Annotated in this window: 14 protein-coding genes and 2 tRNA genes; 8 read left to right on the top strand and 8 right to left on the bottom strand. The window is 66.6% G+C overall.

Features of this window, described 5'->3' with window-relative positions; genetic code table 11:
* The first annotated feature begins 189 nt into the window (after positions 1 to 189).
* Entirely contained in the window at positions 190 to 1,554 is a 1,365-nt protein-coding gene (locus ACFWU2_RS20140) for a dipeptidase (protein WP_378610033.1), read from the top strand.
* On the opposite strand, the gene bcp is transcribed toward ACFWU2_RS20140, so the two are convergent.
* Positions 1,551 to 2,024 carry a thioredoxin-dependent thiol peroxidase gene (bcp, locus tag ACFWU2_RS20135; RefSeq protein WP_378610032.1) on the bottom strand — a complete coding sequence of 158 codons (474 nt, stop codon included), beginning with the start codon at positions 2,022 to 2,024 and terminating at the stop codon, positions 1,551 to 1,553. The two genes, ACFWU2_RS20140 and bcp, sit on opposite strands and share 4 nt — an antisense overlap.
* Before the next feature lie 73 nt (positions 2,025 to 2,097).
* Between bcp and ACFWU2_RS20130 the strand changes: the two genes are divergently transcribed.
* Complete coding sequence (locus ACFWU2_RS20130; protein ID WP_169653199.1) at positions 2,098 to 2,322, top strand: DUF3618 domain-containing protein; 225 nt, start codon at positions 2,098 to 2,100, stop codon at positions 2,320 to 2,322.
* 122 nt (positions 2,323 to 2,444) lie between these two features.
* Here ACFWU2_RS20130 and ACFWU2_RS20125 read toward each other — a convergent pair.
* Positions 2,445 to 2,520, bottom strand: a tRNA-Lys gene (locus ACFWU2_RS20125).
* Positions 2,521 to 2,857: 337 nt separating this feature from the next.
* Here ACFWU2_RS20125 and ACFWU2_RS20120 point away from each other — a divergent pair.
* Together ACFWU2_RS20120 and ACFWU2_RS20115 are read left to right on the top strand one after the other, a co-directional pair.
* Positions 2,858 to 3,997, top strand: coding sequence for an Ig-like domain-containing protein (locus ACFWU2_RS20120; RefSeq protein WP_378610071.1), 1,140 nt, complete (start codon positions 2,858 to 2,860; stop codon positions 3,995 to 3,997).
* A gap of 101 nt (positions 3,998 to 4,098) precedes the next feature.
* On the top strand, positions 4,099 to 5,178 hold the full coding sequence (locus tag ACFWU2_RS20115) for a lipase family protein (protein ID WP_378610070.1): 1,080 nt from the start codon (positions 4,099 to 4,101) through the stop codon (positions 5,176 to 5,178).
* Between the two features lie 94 nt (positions 5,179 to 5,272).
* Here ACFWU2_RS20115 and ACFWU2_RS20110 read toward each other — a convergent pair.
* Together ACFWU2_RS20110 and orn are read right to left on the bottom strand one after the other, a co-directional pair.
* Positions 5,273 to 5,345, bottom strand: a tRNA-His gene (locus ACFWU2_RS20110).
* Positions 5,346 to 5,429: 84 nt separating this feature from the next.
* Positions 5,430 to 6,029 carry an oligoribonuclease gene (gene orn / locus ACFWU2_RS20105; protein ID WP_378610031.1) on the bottom strand — a complete coding sequence of 200 codons (600 nt, stop codon included), beginning with the start codon at positions 6,027 to 6,029 and terminating at the stop codon, positions 5,430 to 5,432.
* Positions 6,030 to 6,114: 85 nt separating this feature from the next.
* Between orn and ACFWU2_RS20100 the strand changes: the two genes are divergently transcribed.
* Positions 6,115 to 7,722 carry a helicase HerA-like domain-containing protein gene (locus tag ACFWU2_RS20100; RefSeq protein ID WP_378610030.1) on the top strand — a complete coding sequence of 536 codons (1,608 nt, stop codon included), beginning with the start codon at positions 6,115 to 6,117 and terminating at the stop codon, positions 7,720 to 7,722.
* Here the strand turns inward: ACFWU2_RS20100 and cmrA are convergent.
* The gene (gene cmrA / locus ACFWU2_RS20095; RefSeq protein WP_378610029.1) at positions 7,719 to 8,525 is read right to left on the bottom strand and encodes a mycolate reductase; all 807 of its coding nucleotides are present in this window, start codon (positions 8,523 to 8,525) and stop codon (positions 7,719 to 7,721) included. The two genes, ACFWU2_RS20100 and cmrA, sit on opposite strands and share 4 nt — an antisense overlap.
* Positions 8,526 to 8,636: 111 nt before the next feature.
* On the opposite strand from cmrA, the gene ACFWU2_RS20090 reads away from it, so the two are divergent.
* Positions 8,637 to 9,968, top strand: a complete 1,332-nt coding sequence (locus ACFWU2_RS20090) for an MFS transporter (protein ID WP_378610028.1) — start codon at positions 8,637 to 8,639, stop codon at positions 9,966 to 9,968.
* A gap of 24 nt (positions 9,969 to 9,992) precedes the next feature.
* Here the strand turns inward: ACFWU2_RS20090 and ACFWU2_RS20085 are convergent, their stop codons facing one another.
* Positions 9,993 to 10,676 (bottom strand): TetR/AcrR family transcriptional regulator, encoded by a 684-nt coding sequence (locus ACFWU2_RS20085; protein ID WP_378610027.1) that lies wholly within the window; start codon positions 10,674 to 10,676, stop codon positions 9,993 to 9,995.
* A gap of 135 nt (positions 10,677 to 10,811) precedes the next feature.
* On the opposite strand from ACFWU2_RS20085, the gene ACFWU2_RS20080 reads away from it, so the two are divergent.
* Positions 10,812 to 12,038, top strand: coding sequence for an oxygenase MpaB family protein (locus ACFWU2_RS20080; RefSeq protein WP_378610026.1), 1,227 nt, complete (start codon positions 10,812 to 10,814; stop codon positions 12,036 to 12,038).
* A gap of 21 nt (positions 12,039 to 12,059) precedes the next feature.
* Here ACFWU2_RS20080 and ACFWU2_RS20075 read toward each other — a convergent pair whose 3' ends face one another.
* Together ACFWU2_RS20075 and ACFWU2_RS20070 are read right to left on the bottom strand one after the other, a co-directional pair.
* Positions 12,060 to 12,905: an alpha/beta fold hydrolase gene (locus ACFWU2_RS20075; RefSeq protein ID WP_378610025.1), complete on the bottom strand. Its 846-nt coding sequence runs from the start codon at positions 12,903 to 12,905 to the stop codon at positions 12,060 to 12,062.
* Between the two features lie 24 nt (positions 12,906 to 12,929).
* Complete coding sequence (locus tag ACFWU2_RS20070; protein ID WP_378610024.1) at positions 12,930 to 13,571, bottom strand: TetR family transcriptional regulator; 642 nt, start codon at positions 13,569 to 13,571, stop codon at positions 12,930 to 12,932.
* Positions 13,572 to 13,722: 151 nt separating this feature from the next.
* On the opposite strand from ACFWU2_RS20070, the gene ACFWU2_RS20065 reads away from it, so the two are divergent.
* Positions 13,723 to 14,844 (top strand): ferredoxin reductase, encoded by a 1,122-nt coding sequence (locus ACFWU2_RS20065; protein ID WP_378610023.1) that lies wholly within the window; start codon positions 13,723 to 13,725, stop codon positions 14,842 to 14,844.
* Positions 14,845 to 14,857 lie beyond the last annotated feature (13 nt).

The following is a 14,857-nucleotide window of genomic DNA, read 5'->3' as shown; positions in this document are numbered from 1 at the left end:
TGCCGAGCACTTGCTGTGTACGCGAGTGGCAATAACCCGGGTTGTGCTGAGCTCCGAGGGCGGAACCACCCGAACGGGCGACATCGTCGCGGCGTGCGCACGTGGCGGTACCGGCCCCGGTCCTAGGATGTGAGGAGACCACCTCGGGTCGAAGCGGAGGTTGTCGTCCCGAGTGCAGGAGGAGATTCGATGACCGACGCAGAGACCGTGCAGCGGATACGTGACCGGGTGCGAAATTCCATGGGCACCGCCCGAAGCGAACTCGAAACGCTGGTCGCGTTCCGATCCGTGGCCGACCCGCGCCAATACCCGGCCGAAGAATGCGCCGCGGCGGCCCGGTGGGTGCGGGACGCGTTCGCAGAGGCCGGCATCGAACAGGTCGACCTCGTCGAGACGGTGGACGGATCACGTGCGGTGATCGGTCACACCCCGGCTCCGCCCGGAGCACCTACCGTCCTGCTCTACAGCCATTACGACATCCAGCCTCCCGGTGACGAAACCAAATGGGAAAGCCCACCGTTCGTGCTCACCGAACGCGACGGGCGCTGGTACGGGCGGGGCTCGGCGGACTGCAAGGGCAACATCGTGATGCACCTGCTCGCCCTGCGCGCGTTGCTCGCGGACGGCGCACTGCCCGTCGGCGTGCGAGTGGTCGTCGAAGGTTCCGAGGAGATGGGCGGCGAGGGCCTCGAACACCTCGTGGTCGAGCGGCCGGAGTTGTTCGCCGCAGATCTCATCGTCGTCGGGGACTGCGGCAACGCCGAAGTGGGTCAGCCCACTCTGACCACCACCTTGCGCGGGACGGCGAACGTCGTCGTGCACATCGAAACGCTCGAGGGCCCGGTCCACTCCGGTATGTACGGCGGAGGCGCGCCGGACGCGCTTGCCGCCCTGGTGCGACTCCTCGGCACGCTGCGTGACGAGGACGGAAACACCGTCGTGGACGGCCTCGACGCCACCGCGACCTGGGACGGTGTGCCGTACCCCGAAGAGCGGTTCCGGTCGGACGCCGGAGTGCTCGCGGGAGTGTCGCTCCCGACTTCCGCGACCGTGGCCGACGCGGTGTGGGCGCGGCCCGCGCTCACCGTTCTCGGAATCGACGCCCCGCCGGTTGTGGGGTCCGCGGCGGCGATTGTGCCGCGCGCGTCGGCGCGGCTGAATCTCCGCGTGCCGCCGGGGGTCGATGCGGTGACCGCGCAGGACGCGCTCGTCGCACACCTCGAGGCGCACGTGCCGTGGGGCGCACACCTGCGTATCGAACGCGAAGTCGTCGGCGAACCGTTCCGAGCGGCTACCGACGGTCCGGGCTATGCCGCGCTGCGTGCCGCCCTCGAGACCGCGTACGGCCGCGGCGTCGGCTCGGCCGGACAGGGCGGATCGATCCCGCTGTGCACCGCGCTGCAGCGTGCGGTGCCGGGTGCCGAGATCGCTCTGCTCGGTGTGGAGGAGCCGCGCTGCGTGATTCACGCTCCCAACGAGAGTGTCGATCCGTCGGAGATCGAGAATCTTGCCGTCGCCGAAGCTCTGGTGATGCGCTCGCTCGGGTCCGGTTAGACCGAGAGGTCGCGCCGCAGCTTCGCGACGTGCCCGGTCGCACGCACGTTGTACTGGGCAACCTCGATCTTGCCGTCCTCATCGACCACGAACGTCGACCGGATCACCCCGGTGACGGTCTTGCCGTACATCTTCTTCTCACCGAACGCTCCCCACGCGGTGAGCGTGGCCTTGTCCGGATCGGACAGCAACGGGAAGGTCAGCCCCTCGTTGTCGCGGAACTTGGCGAGCTTGGCCGGCTTGTCGGGGGAGATGCCGATCACGTCGAGTCCCGCGTCACCGAGTTCGGCGAGGCTGTCCCGGAAGTCACACGCCTGTTTCGTGCAGCCCGGCGTGCTCGCGGCCGGGTAGAAGTAGACGATCACCTTGCGTCCGCGATAGTCGGACAACGAGACTTCGTTGCCGTCGGCGTCCGGAAGTGTGAAGTCGGGAGCGGGGTCGCCGGGGGAGAGTCTGTTGTTTTCGGTCATGTCCGCGACAGTAGTAGACCGATCGTCCACTACCGTGGTCGCAGCACACTGCAGCGACCTTCTGGAGGATCACGTGGGTAGGGACACCGAGGACATCGAGCGGGAGATCGAAAAGGCCCGGAACCAGCTCGCGGGCACGCTGGACGAACTGAGCGTTCGTGCCAACCCGAAGAATCTGGTGGCGAGCACGAAGCAGACGCTCGTCGCGAAGATCAACCAGCCGGCGGTGAAGAAGTACGCGTTGGTGGCGGCGGGCACCGTGGTGGGTCTGCTGGTGCTGCGCAAGATCCTGCGCTGACACACACGATCCGAACACTGTGCCCGCGCCGATGGCGCGGGCACAGTGCGTTTGGGGAACATCACAGTTTCGGTCGCGCAAACGAAAGATCCCCTCCCGGCGTGGCCGGAAGGGGATCTTTGTGGTGCGCCATCAGGGACTCGAACCCCGAACCCGCTGATTAAGAGTCAGCTGCTCTGCCAATTGAGCTAATGGCGCTTGGCTGGTGTCTCCGTTCCGTTGTCCCGGCGACGAAAAGAAGATTACACACCTTCGACTATCGCACCAAATCGGCTGGTCACGGCGATTTTCACGGCGGAGGCAAGTAACGAACGCGCAGCGGAGTCCGATTGTCATCGGAACGTTATCGGCAAGGGGGGAGTCGGCCATCGAGACGGACGACCGACTGGCATCATCTGAACAGGACGTATGACGTGCAATTTCGGTGCCTTGTGGGGAGGGGCGGAATCGGAGAATGGCAGTGAAGGCTGGAAGTGTGACGCATCCTCGGCGGCGAAGTGCCGGGGCGGTGCTCGGTATGTTGCTCGTCGGGCTCATGGCGTTCGTCACCGCATGCTCGGGCGGATCGGGCTCCGGTGCGGAAGAGGTGCCGATCGATTCGAATCCCCTTGCCGCACTCATCAAGCCCACTGTCTCGTCCAGCGTCACCGACGGGGAGATCGGCTTCTCCCCGATCGACCCCGTCACGGTGTCGGTGATCAACGGAAAACTCGACTCCGTGACGCTGAGCAATCCCGCGGGTGAACCCGTCGCGGGTGAACTCGCCCCCGACGGCCTGACGTGGGTCAACACCGAACCGCTCGGGTACAACCGGGAGTACACCCTCGAAACCGTCGCCTACGGTCTGGGCGGGTCGGCAACGACCGTCGCGTCCTTCACCACGTCGGCACCGGGCAATCTGACCCAGCCGTATGTGATGCCCGGCGACGGGGCGGTAGTCGGTATCGGACAGCCGGTGGCCGTCCAGTTCGACGAGAACATTCCGGACCGGCGCGCGGCCGAGGAAGCGATCACCGTGGTGACCGACCCGCCGGTCGAGGGCGCCTTCTACTGGCTCAGCAACCGGGAGGTGCGCTGGCGTCCCGAGCAGTACTGGGCACCCGGGACGACCGTCACGGTGGACGTGGACGTCTACGGCAAGGATCTCGGCGACGGCTTGTTCGGCCAGGACGACGTCCACTCCTCGTTCACGATCGGTGATGCGGTGGTCATCACCGCCGACGACAACACCAAGCAGGTCACCGTCAACCGCAACGGTGCCGACGTGATGACGATGCCCACGTCTTTCGGCAAGGACGACGCCCCCACCCCGAACGGGGTGTACGTCATCGGCGATCGCTTCGAGCACCTGATCATGGATTCCTCGACCTACGGGGTTCCGACGGATGCGCCCGAGGGTTACCGCACACCGGTGGACTGGGCGACCCGCATGTCCTACAGCGGCATCTTCTTCCACTCGGCGCCGTGGTCGCTCGGTGACCAGGGCGTGCGCAACGTGAGCCACGGCTGTCTCAATCTGAGTCCTGCGAATGCCAAGTGGATCTTCGACAACACCAAGCGCGGCGACATCGTCATCGTGCGGAACACCGTCGGCGGAACCCTGGAGGGCACCGAGGGGCTCGGCGACTGGAACATCCCGTGGTCGACGTGGAAGGCCGGCAACGCCGATACCTGATCCGTCGTCCCGATCTCGAGGAGGCGTCCATGATGCAAGTCCGGGATCGGGAGTCGTGGTGGATCACCTCTGTGATCGCGACGGCGCTGGTGGCCTCCGTGATGGCGCCGCCGGCGGGTGCCGAGCCGGCGGGTTCTCCGCTGCCGGGAGAGATTGTGTCGGTGCAGCCACTCTCGCCCGAGTTGTCCCTCCCAGGTGCGCCGATCGCGGAGAAGCTCGAATACCGCACCGAGTGGCGCTCCGGAGAGGCCACGATCGCCACCGGCGCGCTGTTCCTGCCCGAGAGAACAGCGCCGGAGGGGGGATTTCCTGTGGTCGCCTGGGCGCACGGCACGGTCGGTATAGCCGACGACTGTGCATTCACCACCGATACGCCTCGACCGGCACGCGAGAAGTCGTACCTCCGGCACTGGCTCGACCAGGGATACGCCGTGGTGGCCGCCGACTATCCGGGGCTGGGCTCGGAAGGCCTGCACCGCTACCTCGACGGGCCGAGCGCCGCGAACAGCATCGTGGACAGCGTCCGCGCCGCACGAGCCACCGGCGCCCCGCTCTCCGAGCGGTGGGTGGTGGTCGGTCATTCGCAGGGTGGCCACGCCGCAGTCCACACCGCGCACATCGCGACGCGGCGCGCCCCCGAACTGGACTTCCGGGGCACGGTCGCGACCGGAGTGCCCGCCAACCTCGAGAACCTGTTCATCCTGGGCGTGCCGGGCTTCCCGGATCTCGGCCTCTCGGGACTGACGGCATTCAGCGGCTATCTGTTCGCCGGCCTCCGCGACGCCTATCCGCAGGTCGACGTGGACGGCTACCTCGCCCCGGCCGGCCGCGAGGTGGTGGACCGAGCGGAGGTTCTCTGCATCAGCGAGCTCAACGCGTCCGTCCGGAATACCGGAATCGGCGAGTTGCCCGCACGTCCGCTGTCGCAGGGCGACCTCCCCGCCGCGCTGGCCGAGTACCTCGCCGTCCCCACCACCGGCTACGACCGTCCCCTTTTCTTCGGTCACGGTGTGGACGACAGGGTGGTGCCGTTGCCGTTGTCCGCAAAGCTCGCCGTCGACATGTCCGCCGGGGGTGCCGACGTCGACTACCGCGTATACGAAGCCGATCACCTCACGGTCATCGAGCTCTCGGCACTCGACTCCGCGCCGTTCGTCGCGCGCATACTCGCGGATCGATAACGACCGGAGAACGAAGGACTGCGTCCTGCGGCCGGGACATCACGGCAACGGAAAAGGCCCCCGACCGGGATCGCCGGTCGGGGGCCTTCTATCGGGTGAGTGACGGGACTCGAACCCGCGACAGCCAGGATCACAACCTGGTGCTCTACCAACTGAACTACACTCACCATCGCATTCGCACGTGACCGGGGCCGCTTGCGCCTGCGGTAGAGATACTAGCGTGACTTTGCCGAAAACAACGAATCGGCAGGTCAGGCCGGTCCGAGGTCCTCCACGACCGCGGCGATGTCCTCCGGGGACGGTCCGGGTTCGGGAACGAAGGCGGTACGCCGGTAGTAGCGGAGTTCGCGGATCGACTCCTTGATGTCGGCCAGTGCCCGGTGCGACAACCCCTTCTCCGGCTGACCGAAGTAGATACGCGGGTACCAGCGGCGGCACAGCTCCTTGATCGAACTCACGTCCACCATCCGGTAATGGAGGTAGCTGTCGAGTTCGGGCATGTCGCGGGTGATGAACCCCCGGTCGGTGCCGATCGAGTTTCCGGCGAGCGGCGCCGTGCCCGCTTCCCCGACGTGTTCGCGGATGTAGTCGAGCACCAGTTTCTCGGCTTCCGCGAGCCCGACCGTCGAGCGGCGCACTTCCTCGGTGAGCCCCGAGCGGGCGTGCATCTGCTGCACGACCTCGGGCATCGCCGCGAGTGCTTCGTCGTCGGCATGGATGACGATGTCCACGCCTTCGCCGAGCACGTTGAGTTCGCTATCGGTCACCAGGGCCGCGATCTCGATCAGCTTGTCGCTGTCGAGCCGCAGTCCGGTCATCTCACAATCGATCCATACGAGTTTGTCCTGCACGAGATACAGCGTAGTCAGACGTCGGACCGGTTAAGGTCGGCAGTGGCATTGCAGTGGTCACACGCGCGCCGTAAGGAGCATCCGAATGCCGGACGACACCGAGCTCCCCCACGACCACGACGGCGGGTCCGCGCCGACGGGCGCAGCCGCCCAGATCGCCGCCGGGTACGCGGCGACAGGTCCCGCGCTCGAACTGGGTGCCGTCGTACTCGACGGTGTCGTCGACCCGTCGGCGAAGGTACGCATCCCCCTGGCCACGATGAACCGGCACGGGCTCGTGGCGGGCGCCACCGGAACGGGCAAAACCGCAACACTGCAGCTGATCGCCGAGCAGTTGTCGTCCGCCGGTGTGCCCGTGGTGATGGCCGATGTCAAAGGCGATCTGTCGGGTCTCACCGGAGAAGGCGTGATCGAGGAGAAGATCGTCGCGCGGGCGATCGACACCGGCGACGAGTCGTGGGAGCCGCGGGGATTCCCGGTGCAGTTCTATTCGCTCGGCACCGAGGGGGCCGGCATCCCGGTCCGGGCGACCGTCACGTCGTTCGGTCCGATCCTGCTGAGCAAGGTGCTCGAACTCAACGCAACTCAGGAGTCCACACTCGGCCTGATCTTCCACTGGGCCGACCAGCGAGGGCTGGCGTTGCTCGACCTGAAGGACCTGAGCGAGGTCATCAGGCACTTGACGAGCGACGACGGAAAGGCCGATCTCGAGAGCATCGGCGGGGTGTCCGGATCGACGGCCGGGGTGATCCTGCGCGCGCTCGTCAATCTCGAGCATGCCGGGGGCGACACATTCTTCGGCGAGCCGGAATTCGAGACCGAGGATCTGCTCCGGTTCGTCGACGGCCAGGGCGTCATCAGCCTGTTCGAACTCGGCGATCGAGCGACACAGCCGACGTTGTTCTCGACATTTCTGATGTGGCTGCTCGCGGACCTGTTCCAGGCTCTGCCGGAGGTCGGGGACCTCGACAAGCCGAAGCTGGTGTTCGTGTTCGACGAGGCGCATCTGCTGTTCACCGACGCGTCCAAGGCGTTCTTGCGTCAGGTCGAGCAGACCGTCAAGCTGATCCGCTCGAAGGGCGTGGGGATCATCTTCTGCACCCAGTTGCCCTCGGATGTGCCCCGGCCGGTGTTGTCCCAGCTCGGAGCCCGCATCCAGCACGCAGTGCGTGCGTTCACCCCGGAGGATCGGGATGCGCTGGACAAGATCGTTCGCACCTATCCGGCGACGGGCGCATACGACCTCGGTGAGGCGCTGACCGCGCTCGGAATCGGGGAAGCTGTCGTGACGGTGCTGTCGGAGACCGGCGCGCCCACCCCTGTGGCATGGACGCGGATCCGGCCGCCCCGTTCCCGGATGGGGTCGGTAGGGGAAAACGCGATCCTTGCAGCCGCGCAGTCCAGCCCGCTCTATGGCAAGTACGGCCGCACCGTCGACCGCGAGTCGGCGTACGAGAAGCTGTCCGCGTCGGTGGCCGGTGCCCCCGACGTCGATCCGGAGTTCGAGGCCTCGCCGCTGCCTGCGGGTGCCGACGAGGTTCTGCCGGAGTCTGCACGCGACGACGAGCCGTCGACGATCGAACAGACGCTCGGGAATCCGGCGATCAAGAGCTTCCTGCGGTCGGCGGCGTCCGCGGCGGGCCGGGAGATCGGCCGCAGCATTTTCGGAACCGGACGCCGCCGCAGGCGTTAGTCCGAACCGAGTTTGCGGTAGAAGGCACCGGCGATGGGTGCGGAGACCGACCGGGGCGCGAACTGTCCCGCCGCCGACATTGCCTTGCTGATCACGCCGGGCACGATGCGCATCCGGTTGGCAGCCAGGGCATCGAGCGACACCTTGGCAGTGTGGGCGCTGGAGATCCACAGGAAGTCGGGCACCAGCTTGTCGACGATCGACGCCTCGGCAGGGTCGGGTTCCTCGGTGCGCACCGGCCCGGGAGCGAGAAGCGTGATGTGGACGCCGGTGCCTTTGAGCTCACCGCGCAGCGACTCGGAGAATGTGTTGACGAACGCCTTGGTCGCGGCGTAGGTCGCATTGTGGGGGATGGGCATGTTGCCGGCAGCAGACCCGACCATGAGGATCGCGCCGGACTTGCGCTCGACCATCTGCGGCAGCACCGCGAGGGTGAGGTCGTGCACCGCGACAGCGTTCAGTTCGACTTGGGCGCGCTCGTACGCCGGGTCGAGTTCGGCGACCGCACCGAAGGTGGCGATTCCCGCGTTGTTGCAGAGGATGCTGATGCGGCGTCCGGCGAGTTCGTCGACGAGGACTGCGCGCGCGTCGCGGTCGGACAGGTCGCAGGCTCGTACCTCCACGGCCACGCCGTGCTCGGTGCGCAGCGTCTCGGCGAGGGATTCCATGACCTCGCCTCGTCGTGCGACGAGAATCAGGGAGTGCCCACGTGCGGCGAGTTCGGTGGCGAGGGCTTCGCCGATACCGGAAGAAGCTCCGGTGACGACGGCGCGGGCATCGGGATGGGGATTCGGCAGAGTCACGGTGGGTCAGCCTAGCGGGATTCGGACGGGGTGGGTCCGCGGTGTCGGCCGGGCGCGACTCGCGACGCCGGTGCGGGGACGATCGGCCCCGAGCCGCTTAGGCTGCGCACCATGAGCGCACACACGCACGCTCCGGCCGGAGCCGAAGGTGCCGCGACGGGCAAACAGGTCTTCGCGTGGGGTCTGTGGGACTGGGGGTCGTCCGCGTTCCACGCGGTGATCCTCACCTTCGTCTTCTCGGTCTATCTCACCGATGCTGTGGGCGACGACCTGCCCGGCACCGTGTCGGCGACCGCGTGGCTCGGGTGGGCGCTGGGGATCTCGGGTGCGCTGATCGCCGTCACGGCACCGATCTTCGGCCAGAGGTCCGACGCGGCGGGACGCCGGAAACGTTCGCTAGCGATATTGACTGCGCTGACGGTCGCGGCGATGGCGGGCATGTATTTCGTGCGCGACGACTACCGCTATCTCTGGCTCGGTCTTGTGCTGCTCGGTGCCGCATCCGTGGCTGCCGAGCTTGCGCAGGTCCCGTACAACGCGATGCTCCGGCAGGTCTCCACCGAGGACAATCTCGGACGAGTTTCCGGATTCGGTTGGGCCATGGGCTATTTCGGCGGAATCGTGCTGTTGCTGGTGTGCTATGCCGGTTTCATCTCGGGTGACGGAGACGTGCGCGGTCTGTTCGGGGTCTCCACCGACGGCGGTGCCAACATCCGCCTCGTGGCGCTGCTGGCAGCGGTGTGGTTTGCAGTCTTCGCGTTGCCTGTGCTGTTTGCGATACCGGAGAAACCGGTCGAGCGTGGCGACGAGGTACGGCGGGTCGGCATCGTCGAGTCCTACCGAGTGCTCTGGCGCGATCTGCGTGAGCTGTGGCAGGTCGACCGCCGCACCATCTGGTATCTCGGCGCGTCGGCGCTGTTCCGGGACGGGCTGGCGGGTGTGTTCACCTTCGGTGCGGTGCTTGCCGTCAACGTGTACGGGATCAGCGCGGCGGATGTGTTGCTCTTCGGCGTCGCGGCCAACGTCGTCTCGGCCCTCGGCGCTCTCGCTGCCGGGCGCGTCGACGACCGGTTGGGTCCCAAAAACGTCATCGGGGGCTCGCTGATCGCGATGATCGCCGCGGGAACGGTGCTGCTGGTGGTCTCCGGTCCGACGATGTTCTGGATATTCGGACTGGTGCTGTGCTTGTTCGTCGGTCCCGCCCAGTCGTCGGCCCGTACGTTCCTCGTGAGGCTCACGCCGCCCGGGCGGGAGGGGCAGATGTTCGGCCTCTACGCGACAACCGGCCGTGCGGTGTCGTTCCTCGCGCCGACGCTCTTCGGATTCTTCGCATGGTGGTTCGCCACCGACCGCGCCGGCATCGTCGGTCTCCTGCTCGTGCTCGCGATCGGTCTCGCGGCGCTTCTCGCGGTCCGCGCGCCCGACACGCACGCCCGTCCGTGAACTCGCGTACTCCGACCGGCAGATCTACGCCGCAGGGCCGGACGAGTCAGCCGGATCCAGCATCGGCACGAGAAATCGGCGAGCGATTCGCGCCAGCTGGGCAGCGTCGTCGAGATCGACCAGACGACTGGGATAGGTGAGGAAAGACGCGGAGATCCGCACCATCATCTCGGCGACCAGATCCGTATCCAGCGCGCGTGAAATGTTGCCGGCCTGTTGTTCACGGCGAAGCTGGCCCGCGACGAAAGCCCGTACCGTTGCCAGCATTTCTTCCCCGTTGCCCACCACGGAACCGGCGAGCAACGTGGGTTCCGCCTCGAGGAGACCGCCGATGAGCGGATTGGTGCGGACGGCGTGGAGTGAACTCACAAATCCGGCGACGACGCGATCGGCGGCGGTGTCGGCACGTGCGATGTCGTCGAGGAACCGCGTGAAATAGCGGCGGATTTCGCGAAGGACCACTTGATCGACCAGGGCGTCCTTCGACTCGAATTTCCGGTACACCGTGATCCGCGACAACTGCGCGCGCCGGGCGATGTCCTCCATCGAGGAGCGCTGGATACCGAGCCGGCAGAACTGCTCGTATGCGGCGTCGAGGAGTCGCGTGCGGGTGCGGTCCTCGTCGCCGGGTTGTTCGACGGCGTCGTGATATGCGCGGTCGAGCAGCGACTCCACGTTCGCGCTGCGGACGAGCGGGGCTTGTTCCACGGTGTCCTCCTGGGATCCCGAGTCTACTGCGGTGCCTGTCGGAAAACCCCCGCCAGGGAAGGGCGATTGTGGTCTGATGTTACAGAGACACGAAAAGTGTCTCATTGCATCATCTACCGGCCCGGGAGGGTACCGATGGAGAATCTCAGTAGACGCAGAATGCTCGAACTGGGCGGCGCACTCGGCGCTCTGGGAGCGTTCTCGCTTGCCGCTCCCGCCCACGCCCAGCCGTGGCGATGGTCGCCCGCCGGGTCGATACCCGGCGCGGGGAACGGTGCCGACCCGAGGACGGTGTGGGACGCGGAGGCCGATCCGCTGGTGGCCTCGCTGCTGGACCGAGGGGATGTGCCGAGGGTCAACGAACTCCTCCGGACCTGGACCAAGAACGGTCAGCCGCTCCCCGACGGCCTGCCGGGGGACCTGAGAGAGTTCATGGAACAGGCGCGGCAGCTACCGGCCTGGGCGGATCGGGGCAAGCTCGAGACCGCCGTGCGATTCAACGAGAAACGCGGGTTGTATCTGGGCGTCCTCTACGGCTTCGCCAGCGGCATGATGAGCACGGTCATACCCAAGGAAGCGCTCGCTGTCTACTACTCCCAGGGCGGCGCGAACATGAAGCGCCGCATCTCGAAAACGGCAAAGCTGGGATACGACATCGGGTCTCGCAACGCCTACCTACCCGACGGCGAAATGGCGGTGACCGCCGTGAAGACCAGGCTGGTTCATGCTGCAGTTCGTCATCTCCTGCCGCAGTCTCCGCACTGGGAGCACGCCGCACCGGAGAACATCCCGATCAGCCAGCACGACATGATGGTGACCTGGCACAGCCTGCCCACCACGGTCATGCGGACCCTGAAGACATGGAAGGTGCCCATTGCGGCTGCCGAAGCCGACGGTTTCCTGCACTCGTGGCAGATCAGCGCCCACATGCTCGGCATCGAGGACCAGTACATACCCGCCACGTGGGACCAGGCCGAATCCCAGGCCGTGGAGGTACTGGATCCGATCCTCGCTCCCACCCCGGAGGGCATCAAGCTCGCCGACATCCTGCTCGATCTCGGTGCGGGACTCGACTTCACCCTGCTGACCCGGCCGATTCTGGGTGCCCTGACGCGTTTCATGCTCGGGAACGAGATCGCCGACTCGTTGAACATTCCCCGGGAGCCGGTATGGGGGACCCTCCTCGACGTCGCGTGGGGACCGTTCGTCGCGGTCCGCGAGGGACTGCTCCCGCTTCCGCTCGCTCCCGAGGCGTACTGGACGTTCGACGAGTTGCTCCGTCAGTTCGTGCTGCTCTACATGTCCGAATTGCGGCCCATCAGCATCGAGATACCGGAGTTCAACAATCCGAACTACCGCTGACAGAATCTCGCCGGTGCGCAGTCAGCCGCCTGTTCCGGCTCCGACCCGGCGCCGGATGGCCTCGGCGGCGGCGGCGGGTGCTTCTTCCGGAATCCAGTGTGAGACGTCCGGGAGCACGACGAATTCGTAATCTGCATCGACGAATTCGTGGCACCGTTCCGCTGCGGCGGAGCCGATCGCCGAGTCCCCGGTACTCCAGACGTAGGTTGTCGGCACCTGCACCGGCGGGGTCGATTCCCACTCGCGCGACATGGCGCGATACCAGTTCAGTGCCGCGGTGAGCGCGCCCGGACGGGACAGCGTCCGGACGTAGTGGTCCACCGAGTCCCGGTCGACGCTCGGGTCGAACATCGCCCGCAACCTCCGGGCATCGTCCTCGAGCAACACGGATTCGGCCTTGCCCTCCATGCGCAGGAGCTGGATGTACGACGAGCGGGCGCGCTGGTCGTCGTCCTCCCGCAATGCCCAGCCGTACGCAGCGAGATGCGGCACCGAGAACCCGGTGAGCGTGGAGACGCGGTCGCGGTGGTGCGCGGCGGTGTGCCACGCGACCGCAGCACCCCAGTCGTGTCCCACGAGGTGAGCCTGCTCGATCTCGAAATCGTCGAGCAGTCCTATTACGTCTCCGGCCAGGGCGGATATCTCGTAATGGCCCACGCCCTCGGGTCGTGCACCGGGGGAGTAGCCGCGCTGATCGGGTGCGATCACCCGGTATCCGTCGCGTACGAGCAGGCGTGCGACGGCCGTCCAACTCCGGGCGGTCTCGGGAAAGCCGTGCAGCAGCACCACCGGAGGGCCGCCGGGTGGTCCCGCAACCCGGACATCGAAGATCAGATCGCCCAGTGTCGTTTCGGCGTTTCCGCTCATGACCTCCACGGTACGGAGGTCGGGTCAGTTGTGCGCCGGCTTCCAGGCGGCCATGCCGAGCAGGATCAACCGCATCTGTTTCTCCGCGCGGGTGATCACTTCTGTTTCCTCGGGGCTCCCGGGCCGTGGCACCGACAGCAGTTCCAGCACGATGTCGAGCATCGCGGTGACCAGCAGGTCGGCCGCCATCTCGAGGTCGTCGAACGGCCATTGTTCGAGCCCCGGTGTGCGGGCGAGGTCTGCGGCCAGTTCGCCGGCGAGCAAACGCAGTTCGGTCGTGATGGCGCGCGCGACTTCGGGTTGGCCTCCGTGGCGTTCACGCGCGAGGAAGCGGAAGGCCGGCTCGTGTACCCGCACTTCACGTACCAGGATGCGGAGCGACTCGCGGGCGGTGGCGGGGCCGGGGGAGCGGCGGGCGTCGCGCAGCAGGCGTCGCAACACACGCATCGTATCGGCGGCGAGGGTGACGCCGAGTTCCTCCATGGACGCGAAGTGGCGGTAGAACGCGGTGGGCACGATTCCGGCGTGCCGGGCGACCTCGCGCAAGCTGACGCCGGCAAGACCCCGGTCCGAGGACAGCTCGAGCGCCGCGTCGAGAAGTGCCTGACGGGTGCGTTCTTTGCGCTGTGCTCGGGTCGTCGATGACGGGGCGGGTGCTGCGGACACGCTTCGAGTGTAGGCAGACGCGTGGACGACACGGGCGCCGGGTGTAACCGGGGTCACAAACGGGTTGACACAGGGGAGCTACCGCCTGTCACACTTACTTGAGTGCACGGATGTGCACTGGAATCCGATGTCGTTCGGAAGGCAGGCACCTATGATTGCGCGCCACCTCCCCCGTGTAGACCATGCGCGGACGTTCGCTCGAAAAGTCCTCGTCGGCGCCCTGGGGACCCTCTCGAGTCCGCACCATCCCGATCGGTACCTCGAGCTGGTCGATCCTCTGCTCGCCACTTCCGTCACTCGTGCTCGGATTACACACGTGGACCGAAATGCCTCGGGGTCGGTGACGTTCACGGTGAGCCCTGCGCGTCCCGTGCGGTTCGAACCGGGAAGCCACATTCCGCTGTCGATCACGATCGACGGTGTGCGGCACACCCGGACTTATTCACCTGCGTACGCACCCGGTGCAGTGCGTGACGGGAGCGGGCCGATCGTGTTCACGGTGGGGTTGCACCCGGACGGGATCGTCTCCCGCCACCTCTACGAACACGCGCAACCCGGACTCGTCGTCGAACTCGGTGAACCGGCGGGTGATTTCGTGCTCTCGACACCGCGGTCCGAGCGACTGATCCTCATCGGAGGCGGATCGGGGATCACACCGGTGCTGTCGATGCTCGAGGGACTCGCGGCCGAAGGGCACACCGGTGCGGTCACGTTTCTGTACTACGCCCGGACTCCGGCGCATGTCCCGCGGCGCGAGGCGCTCGATGCCCTAGCGGCGCTTCCCAACGTCGAGATCGTTCTCGTGTACACCCGGTCGGGTGACGGTGCTCTGCAAGGGCGTTTCGACGCCGCCCACCTCCAAGCTGTCGCACCCTGGTTCGCCGATACTCCGGTATACGTGTGCGGGCCGGCGGGCCTGGTGTCCCGTGTTCGGGACGTCTACGAACGCGATGGCGCCGAGAACCTCGTCCACGTCGAGGAATTCACGCCGCCGACGTACACGGTCGATCCGGACGACGCCACCGGCGTGATCTCCTTTGCCTCGTCGGGTGTCGCCGCCGACAACACCGGTGTCACAATTCTCGAGCACGCGGAGAGCGCCGGTCTCACACCGGAGCACGGATGCCGGATGGGAATCTGCCATTCGTGTACCGCTGTCCGGCTTTCCGGATGCACGCGAGACGTGCGGACCGGTGAACTCGATTCGGAACCCGGAACCCGGATTCAGATCTGTATCAACGCGCCGGTCGGCGACGTCGCTGTCGACCTCTGACCCTCGACTCCAC

This window comes from Rhodococcus sp. NPDC058639 (assembly GCF_042717545.1).
Classification (GTDB): Bacteria; Actinomycetota; Actinomycetes; order Mycobacteriales; family Mycobacteriaceae; genus Rhodococcus.
Note: the sequence above shows the minus strand (reverse complement) of the source record. Positions and strands in the feature narration are given on the sequence as shown.

What these genes read in the sequence shown, in the direction of transcription:
- ACFWU2_RS20140 (WP_378610033.1), top strand. Translation starts at nt 190, where the DNA reads ATGACCGACGCAGAGACCGTGCAGCGGATACGTGACCGGGTGCGAAAT.
- ACFWU2_RS20100 (WP_378610030.1), top strand. Translation starts at nt 6,115, where the DNA reads ATGCCGGACGACACCGAGCTCCCCCACGACCACGACGGCGGGTCCGCG.
- ACFWU2_RS20080 (WP_378610026.1), top strand. Translation starts at nt 10,812, where the DNA reads ATGGAGAATCTCAGTAGACGCAGAATGCTCGAACTGGGCGGCGCACTC.
- ACFWU2_RS20065 (WP_378610023.1), top strand. Translation starts at nt 13,723, where the DNA reads ATGATTGCGCGCCACCTCCCCCGTGTAGACCATGCGCGGACGTTCGCT.
- ACFWU2_RS20115 (WP_378610070.1), top strand. Translation starts at nt 4,099, where the DNA reads ATGGCGCCGCCGGCGGGTGCCGAGCCGGCGGGTTCTCCGCTGCCGGGA.
- ACFWU2_RS20120 (WP_378610071.1), top strand. Translation starts at nt 2,858, where the DNA reads ATGGCGTTCGTCACCGCATGCTCGGGCGGATCGGGCTCCGGTGCGGAA.
- ACFWU2_RS20075 (WP_378610025.1), bottom strand. Translation starts at nt 12,905, where the DNA reads ATGAGCGGAAACGCCGAAACGACACTGGGCGATCTGATCTTCGATGTC.
- bcp (WP_378610032.1), bottom strand. Translation starts at nt 2,024, where the DNA reads ATGACCGAAAACAACAGACTCTCCCCCGGCGACCCCGCTCCCGACTTC.
- ACFWU2_RS20090 (WP_378610028.1), top strand. Translation starts at nt 8,637, where the DNA reads ATGAGCGCACACACGCACGCTCCGGCCGGAGCCGAAGGTGCCGCGACG.